This is a genomic window from Cupriavidus alkaliphilus (assembly GCF_014191175.1).
Taxonomy (GTDB): Bacteria; Pseudomonadota; Gammaproteobacteria; order Burkholderiales; family Burkholderiaceae; genus Cupriavidus; species Cupriavidus alkaliphilus.
The window spans coordinates 693,019-709,174 of record NZ_JACHWE010000002.1 but is presented as its reverse complement, the minus strand read 5'-3'; the positions used below and the strand labels follow the sequence as shown (position 1 = coordinate 709,174).

Genomic DNA, 16,156 nt, shown 5'->3' with positions numbered 1-16,156 from the left:
TGTCAGGCGCCGTGCGGGTCGGTCGAGACCGGCGCAGCAGGTGGGCGGGGGGCGGGACGTTCCAGCGGCTGCACATGCCAGACTGCGAACGGCAGCTGCGCGGGGTCGAGCCGGATGCGCTGGTGCTTGCCGCGCAGCTCGAAGCGCTGGCCGCGCATCAGGTCCTGCACCGCCAGGCCGGCCTGGTCGGGCAGGCCCCATTCCCACAGCGGGATTTCAATATCGGCATCGTGCGCGGTGCGCGGATCGAGGTTGATCGCCACCAGCAGCACGTCGTCGCCGAACAGGTAATCGGTGCCCGGCACGAAGCGCGCGAACCATAGCACCGCGTCGCTGCCGGCCTGGTAGAAGCGCAGCCCCAGGTGGTTCTGCAGCGCGGGGTGGCCGGCACGGATCTCGTTGAGCCGCGAGATCTCGGCAACGATATTTCCGGGCTGCTGCCAGTCGCGCACGCGCAGCTGGTATTTCTCGGAGTCCAGGTACTCCTCGCGCACCTTGCCGTCGAGCACGAAGGGCGCGCTCTCGCACAGCTCGAAGCCGCTGTACATGCCCCATAGCCCGGACAGCAGCGTCGCCAGCGCCGCGCGGATCAGGAAGGCGGGGCGGCCGCCGTGATGCAGGAAGTAGGGGTTGATGTCGGGGGTATTGACGAAGAAGTGCGGCCGGAAGAAATCGCGCAGCGGGCTCTGCGTCAGCTCGGTCAGGTACTCGGTCAGCTCCCACTTGGCGTTGCGCCAGGTGAAGTAGGTGTACGACTGGCTGAAGCCCAGCTTGGCCAGGCGCGCCATCATCTTGGGCCGGGTAAAGGCCTCGGCCAGGAAGATGGTGTCGGGGTGGCGCGCGCGCACGTCGGCGATCATCCATTCCCAGAACGGCAGCGGCTTGGTGTGCGGGTTGTCGACGCGGAAGATGCGGATGCCGTGGTCGGCCCAGAACATCACCACGTCGCGCAGCGCCTGCCACAGCGCGGCACCGGCCGGCGGCGCGGCGTAGAAATCGACGTTGACGATGTCCTCGTATTTTTTCGGCGGGTTCTCGGCGTAGCGCAGCGAGCCGTCTGGCCGGTGCGCGAACCATTCCGGATGGTGCTTCAGCCACGGATGGTCGGGCGAGCACTGGATCGCGAAGTCCAGCGCCAGTTCCAGGCCGTTGGCCGCGGCGGCGTCGATCAGGCGGCTGAAGTCCTCGAACGTGCCCAGCTCGGGATGCAGCGCATCATGGCCGCCTTCGTCGCTGCCGATGGCATAGGGGCTGCCGGGGTCGCCCGGCTCGCCGCGCAGGCTGTTGTTGCGGCCCTTGCGATGGGTGCGGCCGATCGGGTGGATCGGCGGGAAGTACAGCACGTCGAAGCCCATCGCGCGGATCGCGGGCAAGCGCGCGATGACGTCGTCGAAGGTGCCATGGCGCTGCGCGTCGTTGCTTTGCGAGCGCGGAAACAGCTCATACCAGCTGGCGAAGCGCGCGGCCAGCCGGTCGGCCTCGACCGGCATCGCCACCGGATGGCGCGACGCGAACGGGCGTCCGGCCGGGGTCTGCATCACGGCCTGCATGGCCGCGGCGGTGCGCTCGGACAGCAGCAGCTGCAGGCGGCGTTCGTCATCGCCGGCGGCGGCGGTCAGCTCATCGACGATGGCGGACAGTTCGCTGTCGATGGCGGTCTTCTGGCTGTCCTTCCTGCCGGACTTCCTGCCGTTGCCTGTCTTGCCGTTGCCCGCTTTTCCATTCCCCACCGGCCGCAGCAGCGCATCGGCCACCAGCCGCGCGCCTTCCTCGGTCTCGAGCGCGACGTTGAGTCCCGCCGCGCGCTTCTTGCCGATCTCGTCGAGCCAGCTGGCGTAGGTGTCGCGCCAGGCCTCGACCGTGAATTCATGCCGGCCCAGCGCCACCAGCGGGAAGCTGCCTTCCCAGCGGTCGTTGATGCCGGGCTGCATCGGCGTCTCGCGCCATTCGCTTTCGCCCGGCGCGCGCCACAGCACCGCCGCGGCCAGCTTGTCGTGGCCATCCATCCAGATATCGGCGCTGACGGCGACGCGCTCGCCCACCACGCGGCGCACGGCGAAGCGGCCGGCGTCGCAGGCGGGCTCGACCTGTTCGATGGCGATGCGCGGCGCCTCCATCGCGGCCACCACGCTGCCCAGGCCGGTGACCGCCAGGGTTTCGTGGCCGTGCGGCGCGGTCGCGTCGGGCCGCGGCATGCCGGGCCGGGTCAGCGGCACCGGCGGCACTTCATAGAGGCGGATATCGGCCGGCGCCAGCGTGATGCTGGACAGCGCATCGAGCCGGCTGGTGCCGTCGAGGGTGCCGCCCGGGCCGCCCGCGGCCGGCTCCAGGCGGGCGCTGGCATGCGGCATGGCACTGAGCACGCGGTCGGCGCCGAGGCTGGCCGGCTCCATCGGATCGGGATTGAGCACCACCGCCAGCGCGGGGCCGGCATCGGGCACGGCCGGATCCTCGCGGCGCGGCGCGGCATCGGTCCCGTTGCCATGGCCGTCGGGGGCGGGCAGGCGCGCCAGCACGGTCAGCGGCGCGTCGGGGCCGCTCAGCAGGCGCACCGCCAGCGCCGGCGCGGGGTCGCGCGCGGCCAGCCAGGTATTGGCCTCGAGCACTTCATGGGTGATGTCGTAGGGGACGCCGTCGTGCGCGTGGCCGTCTGGTGCCAGCGGATCGCGCGCCTGCGCGCCGCCGGTCTCGAAACCCGCCGGCACCAGGATGCCGTCGCCGATCGCCGCGGCGGTCCACAGCGCGCGCCGCGCGCTGAGCGCGTCATGGCGCGCCGGCGCCAGCGCCGGCGCCGCGAGCACCCGGCCGAGGCGGCGCAGCCGCGCCATTTCCTCGGTTAGCCAGGCGCTGCGGTAGTCCCACCACGGCAGCGAGCAGAAGGCGCCGTCGAAGCCGGCGGGCGCCAGTTCGTCGAGCTGTGCCGGCGTCAGCCCCGGGGTCCAGGCGAGGAAGCGCGGCGTGCCGCGCGCCGTTTCCGGCACCGCATCGTCGCGCAAGGTTGCCAGCAGGGCGGCCCAGGACGCACCGGGCACGCGGGCCGGCGCGCGGCAGCAGAAGCCGGCGGCGCCGGCGGCCCACGCCAGGCGCAGCCGCGCCGCCCACCATTGCACCAGCGCCTCGGCAATCTGGCGGTCATGCCAGCGCAGGCGCGTGCCGGGGATGTGGTTGTCAGTCTCATGCGGCGCGAAGGCGGGCGCCGCGGTGTCGATCCAGGCGGCATCGGGCAGGTCGTCGGTCCCGGCGGCGCCATCCGCCATATAGCGGTCCAGTGAAATATCGAGCAGGGGGGCCAGTCCATGCCGGGCGCACGCCGCGAGCGTGTCGTCCTCAGGCAGGTGCGGCCAGCCGCCGATCAATACGTGGTCGAACCCCAGTGCCGCCACGCGCTGCAGCGCATGCTGATCGGCTTCGGGCGTTCCGGTCAGGTCGATCTGGCAGATCCGCACATGTCCTCCCGGTGTTTCGCTCCGGCGGAGCAACAAAAAACCCGGAGCGGCGCCTTGCGGCCAGCCGCCGGGATGGCTCAGCCATGCGAAGTGCGTGCCAGCGCGCCCGCGCGCGGCGACGGGCCCGTTCGCCGAAGCACCGCAAGGGCGTGCGCCGCCGCGGCGCATGTGGCGATTCGGCAACGGCTTGTAAAAAGTACTGGTGGCCGCCGCGTTGATGGAAATATCGCGCAAGGCCGCGCGCGCGCTGCCGGCCGGTGCATTCGCCGGTATGGTTCTTGCCCCTGTGAGCCCATGCGTGCCATGGCCGGCACGTTGACAAGCCATCTAAGGGGACCCATGGATCAGTGGCTGGAGGCGGCGCAATGGCCGGCAATGGTAGTGACGGTACTGGCGACCTGGCTGGTCGGCTCGCGCTCGATCGCGCGGCGGCGCGCCGGCTTCTGGGTGTTCCTGGCCAGCAACGTGCTCTGGATTGCATGGGGCTGGCACGGCGACGCCCATGCGCTGATCGTGCTGCAACTGGCGCTGATCGTCATGAACCTGCGCGGCATGCGCGAGGCGCGCAAGGCGTGGCGGGCCGCCGCGCGGCACGCCTTCGCCGCAACTGGCGCCAGGCCCGGCCAGCCGCTATCCTGAGACCAGTCCGGCATGCGCCGCATGTCCGGCGCCAACGCGCAACCGCCGGCAGGCGCCGGCTCCGATCGGTGACTTCACGGTCCGCCCGCGGACCAGGGCAGGTGTGCCATGGCGAAGAAAAAAATCCTGTTGCTCAACGCGCTGATCGCGGCCTCGCGCGAGGGCGAGCTGGGCTGCCGCCGCGCTGCCACCGCGGCCGCCAATCCGCATCTCAAGTCGGTGCTGACCAGCCGCGCCAATGCGTTCGCGCAGGCCGCGCACGAACTGCAGGCTTGCCTGCTCGAACTGGGTGAGGTGCCGGAGGCCTTGCCGCCACCGGCCGCTGGCCCGGCCCCGGCGACCCAGGGCATCGGCAAGCACAGTTCCGACCGATCCATCGTGCAGGCCATCAGCAAGCGCGAGCACGCCGTGCAGCGGCGCTACGCGCGGGCGCTGCGCACGCATGTGCTGGGCTCGCGCCTGCGCGCCGTGGTGCGCAGGCAGTATCGCGGCGTGCAGTTGAACCACGAACTGTTCCGGGTGCTGCGGCAGCAGTACCGCGCGCCGCAAGAGCGGCCGTAGCGGCGTGCATCGGAACATAGTCCTGCCATGCCGGCCGACCTCCATGCCTTCGAACATGCCGCCCGGCTCGTGCTGATGTACGGGCTGGTGCCGCTGTGGCTGCTGGCGGGCGTGGGCGACTGGCTATGCCACCGGGCCACGCAGATCGAACGCAACGCCGGCGTCACCGAGTCGCTGCTGCACATGCTGATGCTGGCCGAGGTGGGCCTGCCGCTGCTGCTGGTGCTGTTCCTGGAGGTCAACGCGCTGGTGATCGCGGTGGTGCTGGCGGCGCTGGTCATCCACGAGATCACCGCATGGTGGGATGTGCACTACGCCAGCAAGCGCCGCCATATCGCACCGGTCGAGCAGCACATGCACAGCCTGCTGGAGGTGCTGCCGCTGGCCGCGGCATCATATGTGGTGGTGTTGCACTGGGACCAGTTTCTCGCCTTGTTCGGGCGCGGCACCGAGCCGGCGCGGATGGCGCTGGGGTGGAAGGCCGAGCCGCTGCCGCCGGCGTATCTCGCCGGCCTGCTGGTGGCGGTAGTGCTGCTGGCGGGTATTCCGTATCTGGAGGAGCTATGGCGCTGCGTGCGCTGGCGCCGGCGTGAACGCGAGGCCCTGCTGGCGCAGGCGACGCGGGCCATGCGCGGCGGCGGCTAGGCTGCCGCGACGCCCGCGAACGCGATGATCCGTCGGTCGCGGGCGCTGCAGGGGACCAGCCGGCGCGCACGGCGCGCCGCGTCTTCAGGCTCGGTCAGGCGCTTACTGCTTCGGCGCCGGATCCGGCGAATCGCCCTTGGGGCCGCTTGGCGCATCGGCGGTCGGTGCGGCGGGCGCGCCTTGCTCGCGCGGCTTCTTGCTGCGCGCGGTGTTCGAGGCCTTGTCCGACTTGGACTTCGACTTCTTCATGGTGTCCTTCGTGGTGTCCCTGGCGCCAGGGGCGGAAGCTGAGCCCATGTCGGTAGCAGCCGGCTGGTTGCGCGAGGACGGAGGGGAACCTTCGATCGGCGGCGCGCTGGGGTTCGGCACGTTCGGCGACGCCGGTGCTTGTTGGGCAAAGGCCGGCAGGCAGAGCGCGGTGCCGACGACCAGTGCCGTGGTAGCGAGAGTGCGTTTCATGATGGTCTCCGTTGCAAGACTACGTCGGTCGGGCCCAGGGCCCTCGGGATTGGCGGCATGCCGTTTCGGCGCGCCAGCCATTCATGCGCGCGTCCATGCGCGCGGCGCGCGGCCTTGCCCGCTGCGCGCCAGTTCGTGGTAATGGCAGATGCGTGCCAGCGCCCAGTCGGCGGCGGCTTCGCGCACGGCGTTGCGCGCGCCGGCAAAGCGGCGGGTCTCGGTAAACACCGCAATGCCGTGCGCGTGCGACACCACGTCGTGCGCGGCATGGCCGTGGCGGCGGAACACCCAGGCAAAGCATTGCGTGCCGGCGGGGATATCCCCGTCGCCGTTGCCATCGGCAACGCCGGTGTTGGCGATCGCCAGGTCCGCGCCGGTCAGTTGCATGGCGCCGCGCGCCATCGCCAGCGAAACCGCCTCGCTGGTCAGGCCATGGCGCCGGATGGTCTCGGCCGGGACGTGCAGCAGCTGTTCCTTGGCGGACGGCGAGTAGGCCACGATCGCGCAGCGCAACACATCGCCGCAGCCCGGCACCTCGGCGATGCGCGAGGCGATCAGGCCAGCGGTGCAGGATTCCGCCGTGACCACGTGCAGCCCATGGCGCAGCAGATAGCGCGCGATGCCGACGTTATTGCTGCCGCCTGCGCCGCCGTGGCTCATCGCAATCACTCGCATGTTCTCCATTGCGGTATCCGCAGTCGATTTCCCGCAGGGGCGGCAGGTTCCGTGCCAGCACCGTGGATATCGCACGCGCGGCGCCGCAGGGACACCGCGCGCCCGCTGGCGGCAGCGGCGGGGGCAAATGCGGGGAAAAATGTACATGCAGCGCCGGACCGTGCCTGTAAAAGCTGCGCGCCGCGCGCGGCGCACACCTTGCGCGGCGGTGGCGCTCATCTTGCATGTCCGGTGCGCAATGACCTGTACGGAGACCGACATGCCCGAGCAGCCGCCGAAGCCGCCCATGCCCGCCGCGCCCCCCGATCGTCCGGCACACGATGCGCCGCGGGCGCCGCGCCACGCCGGCAACCCCGAGGATGTGCGCAAGGGCCAGGTAACCAGTCCGCTGCCGCGCGAAGTCTTTCGCCAGCGCTTCCTGGCGCGCTTTACCGACCCGGCCTACCGGCAGGAGGACGAAGCGCTGGACCGCCTCGAGCGCATTGCGTGGGACGCCTATGCGCAAAGCCGCAAGGCGCCGCATACGCACAAGGCGGGGGCGGGCTATGCGGATCCGGAATACGACCTCTCCGACGAATGGCGCGCGGCCAGCGAGGCGGTGCGCGTGGCCCAGCAGCGCCAGGCCGATCCTGCCACGCGCTCGCGCGTGCTGCTGGTGTGCGCGGCCGCGCGCAACGACTACACCTGCCCGGGTGAAATGTCGAAATCCTGGCGCCTGGCCGGGCGCGCGCGCGAGCGGCTGGAAGCGCAGGGCATCGAGGTCGACCTGCTCGACCTGAGCCACCTGACTTCCGACGCGCAACTGCATATCCATCCGTGCAAGGGCTGCGTATCGACCGCGATGCCGCTGTGCCACTGGCCGTGCAGCTGCTATCCCAACCATGCGCTGGGCCAGGTCAATGACTGGATGAACGAGATCTACCCGCGCTGGGCCGCCTGCCACGGCGTGCTGATCGTCACCCCGGTGTACTGGTACCAGGTCAGCAGCCCGCTCAAGCTGATGATGGACCGGCTGGTCTGCGCCGATGGCGGCAACCCGGATCCCACCAGCACGCGCGGCAAGGACGTGGCAAGGGCCAAGGCGATCGAGCTGTCGGGCTGGGACTATCCCAAGCACCTGGCCGGGCGCGCCTACGGGCTGGTAGTGCATGGCGACGTCGCCGGCATCGAAGGCGTGCGCCGCGCGCTGTCGGACTGGCTGGACTGGATGGGACTGATCGATGCCGGCGCCCAGGCGAGGCTGGACCGGTATATCGGCTACTACGAGCCATATGCCACCAGCCACGTCGCGCTGGACCGCGATACCAGCGTGCAGGGCGAAGTCGACAACGTGGCGCGTGCGCTCGCTTGCGCGGTCGAGCAGCTGCGCCATGGCCAGCTGCGCACCGCGGACCACGGGCTGGTACCGCCGCGGCTGAAGTAGCGCGGCGGACCGAGGCAACAACGGAGGCAACGATGGATCGCAGAGACAACTGGCGCGGCCCTCCATGGCACGAAAGTGCCGTGCCCGAGGCCGATATGCGCAGCCACTACGTGGGTGCCTATGGCGTGTACGACTATGACCAGCCCGTCGACCCCGGCGAATTCGGTGGCGGCCGCGGTACCGGGGAATGGCGGCCGCACGAGGGCCCCGTCCCGCAAGCCCGGGGCAGGACCGATCCCTACCGCCAGTTCACCGGCTACAACGAGCGCATGGATCTCTACCGTGGCGGGACGGAGCCATCATGGCGGCCGGTCGGGCCGCGCAACTACCAGCGCAGCGACGAGCGCATCCTGGAAGACCTGTGCGAGCAACTGACGCGCAGTGGCCGGCTGGACCTGAACGAGGTGGAGGTGCGGGTCGAGCAGGGCGTGGTGACGCTGGAGGGCAGCGTGCCGGACCGGCACCAGAAGTACCGCATCGAGGATATCGCCGACGAGGTTTTCGGCGTCAGGGACCTGGTCAACCACCTGCACGTGGCAAGGCCGGCCGGGGCCGAAGGCCATCCCGGCCACGGCATGCGCATGTATTGAGGGCGGCGGCGCGCAGACCATGCCCATGCCCGGTTCCACCAAGACCGCCGCCAACCCGCGCGGCAACGCCGTGGGCGCGGCCGACACGGCGCTGCAGGCCTCGCTGTGCGAGCGCCTGTGGGAAAGCGGCCTCGACGTCAGCGAGATTGCGCTGGACGTGGCGCAGGGCCGCATCACGCTGCGCGGCGCGATCGGCAGCGCCGCTGACCGTGACGCGATCGAGGCCTGCGTGCGCAAGCATGCCGGCGGGCGCGACGTCGTCAATCACATCGAGGTCGCGCCCGACCGCACCGGCGGCTGAGTGTGCGCTGGCATGGCTTTCGCAACGGAGCCAGTTCCGGCCACTGCCAAACGCCGCTGGCCGTTCACGAGGAAGGAGACTGTCATGAGATACACCGCGATTTTTGCGCTGGCCGCGTTGCTCAGCGTACCCGCGTGGGCCCAGACCACCACCACGCGTCCTGGCGCCGACACGCGCGCGCCAGGCACGTCTGCCTCGGACGTCATGCCGGGGCAGGGCGACACGCGCCGCGCCACCCCTGCAACGCCGGCCACACCCGCGACGCCGGGCGGCCCGGGCACCCGTGCCACGCCGGCAACGCCTGCCACGCCGGCCAGCCCCGCCGTCAACGAGGGGCCGCAATCGCCGCAACGGTACGACTATCCGGCTTCGGAACCAAAGGCGCCGAAGAGCCGCAAGTAACTGAGGCAAAGCGCGGCGGGGTTGCGCCAGCGTCTCAGAGACCCCAAGGCCAGGTCTCGGGCGCGCCCGGCGCCGGCGCCTCCGGCAGCGCCGGGACCGCGCTGCTGCGGTCGAACCAGGCCAGCACGTCGAACTGCCGCGGCAGGATGGCGCGCGCGTAGTGGCTCTGCAGTTCAGTTTCCGGGCGGTAGATTACGCCGATAAAGCGTTCCTGCCGCGCCGGCATCAGCAGTTCGCGCAATTCGGCGTGCACGGCGCTGCCATTGCCGTCGTCGACGCCGCCACCCCGCAAATCCGTCCAGCCCTGCGCATGGCCGGCGGCATGGAACAGGTGCTCGTAGCTGTCCGCCCGCGCGGGGCGCACCTGCTTGATTTCCATGGGCCCGTCCCACGAGGTCGCCGCGGCGACGGAGCCTTCGTAGGTGCTGAAGCCGACCAGCGCGGCCGCGTGGCCGAATGCCTCGCGGCATAGCTGGCCGATGTTCAGCTGGCCCTGGCTGGTGCCCATCTCGGTCTGCGAAGCATCGCCGATATGCGAGTTGTGCGCCCATACCACCGCGCGCGATGCCGGCCCATGGGCGTGCAGCAACTGCTCCAGTGTCTCGAACATATGCGTGTCGCGCAGGTTCCAGCTGTCGTCGCTGCCGTGGTACATGACGCGGTAGTAGCGTTCGGCCGACGCCACCAGGCGCGCATTCTGCGCGGCGTCCAGGAAGTCCTCGTGTCCGTCGCGCGCGTAGGCCAGGCGCTTGTCGAGCAGGGCCTGCAACTGTTCCACCACGGCGTCCTCGCAGTCGGCATGAGTGCCGTGCAGCACGGCGCGGCCGTAGCGCGCCGGGTCGCGCCGCCACGGTTCCAGGCAGCCATAGCGTTCGCGCGCGGCCTGCGCGGCGCGGGGATCGACGCCTTCCAGGTAAGCCAGCACCGCCGCCATCGAGGCGCCCAGGCTGTAGATATCGAGGCCGAAGAAGCCGGCGCGCCGGCCCGGCGCCAGCGCGGCGTTGTGCGCGTGCAGCCAGCGGATAAAGCGCGACACCTCGAGGTTGCGCCACATCCAGACCGGGAAGCGCGTAAAGGCGGCGCCGGGGGATTCGGCGGGCCGCGGCGGGCGCCCGCGCACATGGCGGTCGACCGCGGCGGCGTCCGGCCAGTCCGCCTCCACCGCGATGATGCCGAAGCCGTGCCGCGCCACCAGGTGCGCGGTCAGCGCGGCGCGGGCGTGATAGAACTCGGCGGTGCCATGCGTGCTCTCGCCCAGCAGCACCACGCGGTGGCCGCCGAGCCGATCGGCCAGCGCCGCGGCGCCGTTGGCGAAGGGTCCGGTGAAGGGGCTCTCGGCCGCATGGTCGACCGCCGGCCACGGCACCGTCGCGGCCGCGATGGCGGCCACGGTGTGTGGGTCGGCAAGGTGTCGAGGCATGGCTGCGCGGAACGCCGGCGGCGTGCCGGCATCCTCAGCGTTGCGGCAGGCAGCGCGGATCAGCCGTGAATGGTGCGGGGATCGTGGCCGAAGCTGTTGCGCGAGCGGATCTGGCCGTCGCGGCCATGGATCAGCAATTCGACGTGCTCGCGCTGGGCCTGCGAGGTGCCGGCGGCGACCGCCTCTTCCTGCGTGGCGTGGTGCGATTCGGCGTAGCGTGCGCCTTCGTGGATGACGTCCCAGCCTTCGTCGTGCGGAACGACGTGTATGTTGCTGCCCATGTCGGGTCTCCTCGGATATCGGTCCTTTTATTGTGGTCGATCTGCGCGCGCTGTCTATCCGGCGGCGTCTGACAGGCGCGAAGCGCTTCCGGTTCCACTTTCCGATGGAAATCCCTGGTTATTTATCCGGCCTCTTGTAAGCTGGACTTGGATCGCAATCAGAGGAGCGGACCATGCGAGCAAGATTTGCCAGGGGGCTGACGCAGTCGCCGGTGACCGTGGTGGCCCGGGCGTTCGACGGAGAAGCGGTGCGCACTCCCCAGGTGGGCGACCTGGTGACGGTGTATAGCCAGGACCAGGACACCGAATTCAATATCCGCCTGTGCGAGGCCGTCGAGCCCGGCCGCTGGCGCGGCGTGGTCTACGCGATCGGCCGCGGGCAGGACGTGCTGGTCACCGCCGAGGGGCTGGAAATCGACGATGTGGTCGAGGTGATGCGCGAGGAAATCGCCTCCGTGATTCCCTGCGGCCGATCCCACTGAACGCCGCACCCGAGCGGGTGCGGACCATCCGGAATTGAAGTTGCCCGGGACCGGCCTTACGCCGGCCGCGCGGGCTGTTTCGGCACGCCCAGCCACATGGCCAGGCCGCTTGCCAGCAGCAGCGCCGCGAGCAGGTAGAGGGCATGGTCGAGGCTGCCGGTGCGGGTCTTGATCTGCCCGATCACCCACGGGCTGACGATGCCGCTGGTGATGCCGATGCTGCTGATAAAGGCGATTCCCGCGGCGGTGCCGGCGCCCGGCAGGTAGCCCGGCGGCAGCGCCCAGAACACCGGCAGCGCGGCAAAGATCAGCACCGCCGCCACCGACAGGATGGCCAGCATCGCGGCGAGTCCGGGCAGCGGCAAGGTCAGCGCCGCCAGTGCCAGCGCGCCGCCCGCCGTGCACAGCAGGAAATGGCGATGGCGCTCGCCGGTGCGATCCGAATGCCGCGCAATCAGGATCAGGCCGACCGCGCCCACCGCGTTGGGCACCACCGAATACAGGCTCACCGACATCACGTCGGTCACGCCGAAATCGCGGATCATCAGCGGCATCCAGAAGCTGAGCGCGAGCGAGCCGCAGGTCAGCGAAAAATAGATAAAGGCGAACAGGTACACGCGCGGGTTGCGCATCACCTGGCGCAGCGCGCGCAGCGAATGGCCGCCGCCCTGGGTGTGCGCGGCGGTGTCGCGCAGCAGGTGGGCGCGTTCGCGCTCGCTCAGCCAGCCGGCCTGCTGCGGCCCGTCGACCAGCAGGCGCGCGGCCGCCAGCCCCAGCAGCACCGCCGGCGCGCCTTCGATCGCGAACATCCAGTTCCAGCCCTGCAGGCCCAGCACGCCCGCCATGTCGCGCATGATCCAGCCGGACACCAGCCCGCCCAGCACGCCCGCCACCGCCACGCCGGCAAAGAAGATCGCCATGACCGCGGCACGCCGGCGCGCCGGGAACCAGTAGGTCAGGTACAGCACGATGCCGGGGAAGAAGCCGGCCTCGAACACGCCCAGCAGGAAGCGCAGCGCGTAGAACTGCGCCGGCGTCGACACCGCCATCATCGCCACCGACACGGTGCCCCACAGCACCATGATGCGGGTAAAGGTGCGGCGCGCGCCGAAGCGTGCCAGCAGCATGTTGCTCGGTACCTCGCACAGCACGTAGCCGACGTAGAACACCGCGGCGCCAAGGCCGTACATGGCGTCGCTGAAGCCCAGGTCCTGCTTCATCTGCAGCTGCGCGAAGCCGATGTTGATGCGGTCCAGGAACGACACCACGTAGCAGACGAACAGGAAGGGAATGATGCGCAGCCAGACCTTGCGGTAGAGCGCGTCCTCGTCGCGCGCGGCGAGTGCTGCGGGGGCCGGGGCGGAAGGCGCCAGGCTGGATAGGGACGAAAGCTCCCCTGAGACCGGATGGCTCATCGATATTGTCTCCGTGCGGTGGTGGCTGCGGCGGCAGGCAGCCGGGCGGTTGCCGCCAGTGGGCCGCGTCTGGTGCGCGTTGCCCGGGATGTGTTGAAGGACGGCGCGCAGCGCAGGCTCGGGCTGTGCCGCGCCTGCGCCTGGCTATCCGGTCAGGCCGGCGTCGTGTCCGGGCTGGCGACGACGCCGGCGCGCGCTTCGGCCATCGCCGCCAGCAGCACGTCGTGGTCGCCGATATGGTTGGCCAGCAGCAGGATCAGCTGCGCGTTGGCGGCCTGGCTCTGGGACTCGTCGAGGTCGCGGTGCATCTCGATCAGCGCTTCGTAGAAGTCGTCGGGCCGCGCCAGGTTGGGCTGGGTGTTGAGCAGGTTGGGCATGGCTATCTCCGTAGGGCAGGGCTGGCGTCCGGGCAATCAGGCGGCCATGCGGCCTGGCTGCGGCGCGCGCAGGTCGGCGCCGGTGGCGCGCGCCAGCGCGGCGCGGATCGCGGCCGGGTCGGCGCGGTGCCAGCGCGCGCACACATGCTGGTCCGGACGGACCAGGTAGCAGGTGCCGGGCGTGGCGCCGTAGCGTGCCGCCGCCAGGCCTTCGTCGTCGCGCAGCACGGTGGCGTGGGTGCAGGTCATGGGCGGTTGCGCGGCGTCGGTCACATGGACCAGCTGCAGCGGCGTTCCGGCCTGCTTCAGTGCGGCCAGCTCGGCCAGCGTGCCGGCTTCGATGGCATCCGGATTGCCGAACACCAGCAAGGTGAAATCGCCGCCGAGGTGCGACAGCAGCCAACCCGCGCCGTCCACAGCGGACACCGGCGCATCGCAGCAGACCGCACCGGGCACCAGCTTGCCGCTTGCATCCGGGGCAGCGTCCTCGGTGTTCAGTGGCGAGTCATGCAGCGCCGCCGGCACCGACAGCCTGCCGCTGTTCACCAGGCCGCGCGCAAACGCATGGCGCCTGGACAGCGCCAGCACCGCGTCGCGGAACACGCGGCTGGCGGCGCTCTTGGGCGTGATGAAGTCGGTCGACCGGGTGGAATTGCGGATGTTCTCGTCGGCGGCGAATTCGCGCTCGCTGGCGTAGGTGTCGAGCAGCCGGTCGCAGGCATGGCCCTGCAGCACGTAGGCCAGCTTCCAGGCCAGGTTCTCGGCGTCCTGGACACCGCTGTTGGCGCCGCGCGCGCCGAACGGCGACACGCCGTGCGCGGCATCGCCGGCGAACAGGATATTGCCGTGGCGGAAGCTGTCCATGCGCTGGCAGGAAAAGGTGTAGACGCTGACCCACTCCAGTTCGAACTTCACGTCCTTGCCCAGCAGCGCCTGCACCCGCGGGATCACGCGCTCGGGCGATTTCTCCAGCACCGGATCGGCGTCCCAGCCGAGCTGGAAGTCGATGCGCCAGACGTTGTCCGGCTGCCGGTGCAGCAGCACCGACTGATGGGGATGGAAGGGCGGATCGAACCAGAACCAGCGCTCGGCGGGGAAATCCGCCTCCATCCTGACGTCGGCAATCAGGAAGCGGTCGCGGAAGGTGCGGCCCTTGCTGTCCAGACCCAGCAGCTTGCGCATCGGGCTGCGCGAGCCGTCGGCGGCCACCACATAGCGCGCGGCCAGCGGGTAGCAGCCGTCGGGGGTCTCGACGGTCAGCACCACGCCAGCGTCGGCGCCGCCGCGGTTTTCCACGCCGACCACCTTGTTGTGCCAGCGGATCTCGATATTGGGCAGCGCCTGCGCGCGTTCCAGCAGATAGCCTTCGAGGTAGTACTGCTGCAGGTTGATGAAGGCCGGGCGGCGGTGGCCGCTCTCCGGCAGCAGGTCGAAGCTGTAGACCTGCTCGTCGCGCAGGAACACCCTGCCGACATGCCAGCGCACGCCCTTGTCGACCATGCGTTCGCCGCAGCCGAGGCGGTCGAAGATATCGAGCGTGCGCTTGGAAAAGCAGATCGCGCGGGAACCGGTGGACAGCGTGCAGTCGTCGTCCACCAGCACCACGGGCACGCCGCGTTGTGCCAGGTCGATGGCGGTGGCCAGCCCCACCGGGCCGGCCCCGACCACCACCACCGGATGCACCGCCGCGGGCGCGGCATCGGCGGATTGGCCGGCGCGCTGCTGTTCTGCGCAGGGCTGGTATGGGAACGATAGCCGCTGGTAGTCGATGCTGCTCATGCTTGTGTCTCCTCCACCTGAAAAACTCTGTTATGCGATGGCTTGCTAGGGTGCCGTCGTCAGTCCTGCAGCGCGGCCCACATCTCCTGGTCGCGCTGGGCGGTCCAGATGCGCGGATGGCGCATGCCGCTGGCCTCGTCATAGGCGCGCGAGACATCGAAGGGCAGGCAGTGCTCGTAGATGAAGACGTGGCCGAACTTCGGATCCATGGCGCGGCGCGTATGCGCCATCGCGGCCTTCAGGTCGAGCTTTTCGGCCACCGCTTCCTGGCCGGCGGTGAACAGCGTGGTGACGAAGTCCTTGGTGTAGGCGATGCCCTTCTTCACTTCATCGGGCGTGGTCAGCGCGGGGCCGCGGCCCGGCACCAGCTTTTCGGGGTTCAGCGCCTGCAGTGCATCGAGCGTGGCCGGCCACTCGGCCAGCTGTGCGTCGCCGCAGTAGCACGCGGCGTCGTATTCGACCAGGTCGCCGGAGAACAGCACCTTCTGCTGCGGCAGCCAGACCACGGTATCGCCCTTGGTATGGCCGGAGCCCAGGTGGGCAATGCGCACTTCCAGCCGGCCCAGGAACAGGGTGATTTCCTTCTCGAACACCAGCGTCGGCCAGGTCAGGCCGGGCACGGTCTCGACGCCGGCGAACAGGCGCGGGAAGCGTTCGATCTCGGACTTCATGTCGGCCTCGCCGCGCTCGACGATCATCTCGTAGGTGCCGCGGCTGGCGATGATCTGCTGCGCGCCCTCGGCAAAGTACGCCGACGCGCCCAGCACGCGCACCGCGTGGTAGTGCGACAGCACCACGTACTTGATCGGCTTGTCGGTGATGGTGCGGATGCGCTTGATCAGGTCCTGCGCCATGGCCGGCGTGGCCGTGGTGTCGACGATCAGCACGCCGTCGTCGCCGATCACCACGCCGGAGTTGGGATCGCCCTCGGCGGTATAGGCCCACGCGTTCTCGGACAGCTGGGTGAAGGTGATCTGCTTGGCTTCCAGGTCAGCCTGCGATGCGAATGCCTTGGACATGGCGTCTTTTCCTTTTGTGGGAGGGCAAGACGGCACGGCCCCGGGGATCCCGGTGATGCGCGCGTGGCACTGGCTGTCTCGCCCCCGTTCGTATGGAGTTCCGGATGTCGCACGGCTGGGTGTGCCGTGTCGCGACGGGGTAATGCCATCTTAGGAAAGCTGGCGAAATTAATCAATAGCGAAATGATTAGTCTATGACAAATAAATGAGACGACGAACGTCGGCGGTATCGGGATGGGGGT

At 69.9% G+C, this 16,156-nt stretch carries 17 protein-coding genes; 8 read left to right on the top strand and 9 right to left on the bottom strand.

Going from position 1 to position 16,156, the window contains the following annotated elements; all coding sequences use genetic code 11:
* Positions 1 to 2: 2 nt before the first annotated feature.
* Complete coding sequence (locus FHX60_RS09675) at positions 3 to 3,446, bottom strand: alpha-1,4-glucan--maltose-1-phosphate maltosyltransferase (protein ID WP_183283195.1); 3,444 nt, start codon at positions 3,444 to 3,446, stop codon at positions 3 to 5.
* Between the two features lie 339 nt (positions 3,447 to 3,785).
* On the opposite strand from FHX60_RS09675, the gene FHX60_RS09670 reads away from it, so the two are divergent.
* The 3 genes from FHX60_RS09670 (at position 3,786) to FHX60_RS09660 (ending at position 5,291) form a co-directional block, all read left to right on the top strand.
* Positions 3,786 to 4,085 carry a hypothetical protein gene (locus tag FHX60_RS09670; RefSeq protein ID WP_244981243.1) on the top strand — a complete coding sequence of 100 codons (300 nt, stop codon included), beginning with the start codon at positions 3,786 to 3,788 and terminating at the stop codon, positions 4,083 to 4,085.
* 108 nt (positions 4,086 to 4,193) lie between these two features.
* Positions 4,194 to 4,646: a PA2169 family four-helix-bundle protein gene (locus FHX60_RS09665; RefSeq protein ID WP_112776564.1), complete on the top strand. Its 453-nt coding sequence runs from the start codon at positions 4,194 to 4,196 to the stop codon at positions 4,644 to 4,646.
* A 27-nt stretch (positions 4,647 to 4,673) separates the two neighbouring features.
* The gene (locus FHX60_RS09660) at positions 4,674 to 5,291 is read left to right on the top strand and encodes a diguanylate cyclase (protein WP_183283194.1); all 618 of its coding nucleotides are present in this window, start codon (positions 4,674 to 4,676) and stop codon (positions 5,289 to 5,291) included.
* A gap of 102 nt (positions 5,292 to 5,393) precedes the next feature.
* On the opposite strand, the gene FHX60_RS09655 is transcribed toward FHX60_RS09660, so the two are convergent.
* Together FHX60_RS09655 and FHX60_RS09650 are read right to left on the bottom strand one after the other, a co-directional pair.
* The gene (locus tag FHX60_RS09655; protein WP_092315703.1) at positions 5,394 to 5,750 is read right to left on the bottom strand and encodes a hypothetical protein; all 357 of its coding nucleotides are present in this window, start codon (positions 5,748 to 5,750) and stop codon (positions 5,394 to 5,396) included.
* Positions 5,751 to 5,831: 81 nt separating this feature from the next.
* The gene (locus tag FHX60_RS09650; protein ID WP_183283439.1) at positions 5,832 to 6,410 is read right to left on the bottom strand and encodes a CinA family protein; all 579 of its coding nucleotides are present in this window, start codon (positions 6,408 to 6,410) and stop codon (positions 5,832 to 5,834) included.
* A gap of 274 nt (positions 6,411 to 6,684) precedes the next feature.
* On the opposite strand from FHX60_RS09650, the gene FHX60_RS09645 reads away from it, so the two are divergent.
* From FHX60_RS09645 to FHX60_RS09630, 4 genes are all read left to right on the top strand, one after another.
* Positions 6,685 to 7,848 (top strand): flavodoxin family protein, encoded by a 1,164-nt coding sequence (locus FHX60_RS09645; RefSeq protein ID WP_260163808.1) that lies wholly within the window; start codon positions 6,685 to 6,687, stop codon positions 7,846 to 7,848.
* 32 nt (positions 7,849 to 7,880) lie between these two features.
* Positions 7,881 to 8,438 (top strand): BON domain-containing protein, encoded by a 558-nt coding sequence (locus FHX60_RS09640; RefSeq protein WP_183283193.1) that lies wholly within the window; start codon positions 7,881 to 7,883, stop codon positions 8,436 to 8,438.
* Positions 8,439 to 8,463: 25 nt separating this feature from the next.
* Entirely contained in the window at positions 8,464 to 8,739 is a 276-nt protein-coding gene (locus tag FHX60_RS09635; RefSeq protein ID WP_112776567.1) for a BON domain-containing protein, read from the top strand.
* Positions 8,740 to 8,823: 84 nt separating this feature from the next.
* On the top strand, positions 8,824 to 9,141 hold the full coding sequence (locus FHX60_RS09630) for a hypothetical protein (RefSeq protein WP_092315711.1): 318 nt from the start codon (positions 8,824 to 8,826) through the stop codon (positions 9,139 to 9,141).
* Positions 9,142 to 9,175: 34 nt separating this feature from the next.
* Here FHX60_RS09630 and FHX60_RS09625 read toward each other — a convergent pair whose 3' ends face one another.
* Positions 9,176 to 10,561, bottom strand: coding sequence for an erythromycin esterase family protein (locus FHX60_RS09625; RefSeq protein ID WP_183283192.1), 1,386 nt, complete (start codon positions 10,559 to 10,561; stop codon positions 9,176 to 9,178).
* 59 nt (positions 10,562 to 10,620) lie between these two features.
* Entirely contained in the window at positions 10,621 to 10,842 is a 222-nt protein-coding gene (locus tag FHX60_RS09620; RefSeq protein ID WP_018007233.1) for a DUF2188 domain-containing protein, read from the bottom strand.
* Positions 10,843 to 11,015: 173 nt separating this feature from the next.
* Here FHX60_RS09620 and FHX60_RS09615 point away from each other — a divergent pair, with 173 nt between their 5' ends.
* Positions 11,016 to 11,324 (top strand): hypothetical protein, encoded by a 309-nt coding sequence (locus FHX60_RS09615; RefSeq protein WP_010814535.1) that lies wholly within the window; start codon positions 11,016 to 11,018, stop codon positions 11,322 to 11,324.
* A gap of 56 nt (positions 11,325 to 11,380) precedes the next feature.
* Here FHX60_RS09615 and FHX60_RS09610 read toward each other — a convergent pair whose 3' ends face one another.
* From FHX60_RS09610 to FHX60_RS09595, 4 genes are all read right to left on the bottom strand, one after another.
* Positions 11,381 to 12,739, bottom strand: coding sequence for an MFS transporter (locus FHX60_RS09610; protein ID WP_183283191.1), 1,359 nt, complete (start codon positions 12,737 to 12,739; stop codon positions 11,381 to 11,383).
* A gap of 152 nt (positions 12,740 to 12,891) precedes the next feature.
* The gene (locus FHX60_RS09605; RefSeq protein WP_183283190.1) at positions 12,892 to 13,116 is read right to left on the bottom strand and encodes a DUF2783 domain-containing protein; all 225 of its coding nucleotides are present in this window, start codon (positions 13,114 to 13,116) and stop codon (positions 12,892 to 12,894) included.
* Positions 13,117 to 13,152: 36 nt separating this feature from the next.
* Entirely contained in the window at positions 13,153 to 14,895 is a 1,743-nt protein-coding gene (locus FHX60_RS09600; protein WP_183283189.1) for an FAD-dependent oxidoreductase, read from the bottom strand.
* A 59-nt stretch (positions 14,896 to 14,954) separates the two neighbouring features.
* Positions 14,955 to 15,914, bottom strand: coding sequence for an MBL fold metallo-hydrolase (locus FHX60_RS09595; RefSeq protein WP_183283188.1), 960 nt, complete (start codon positions 15,912 to 15,914; stop codon positions 14,955 to 14,957).
* Between the last annotated feature and the right edge of the window lie 242 nt (positions 15,915 to 16,156).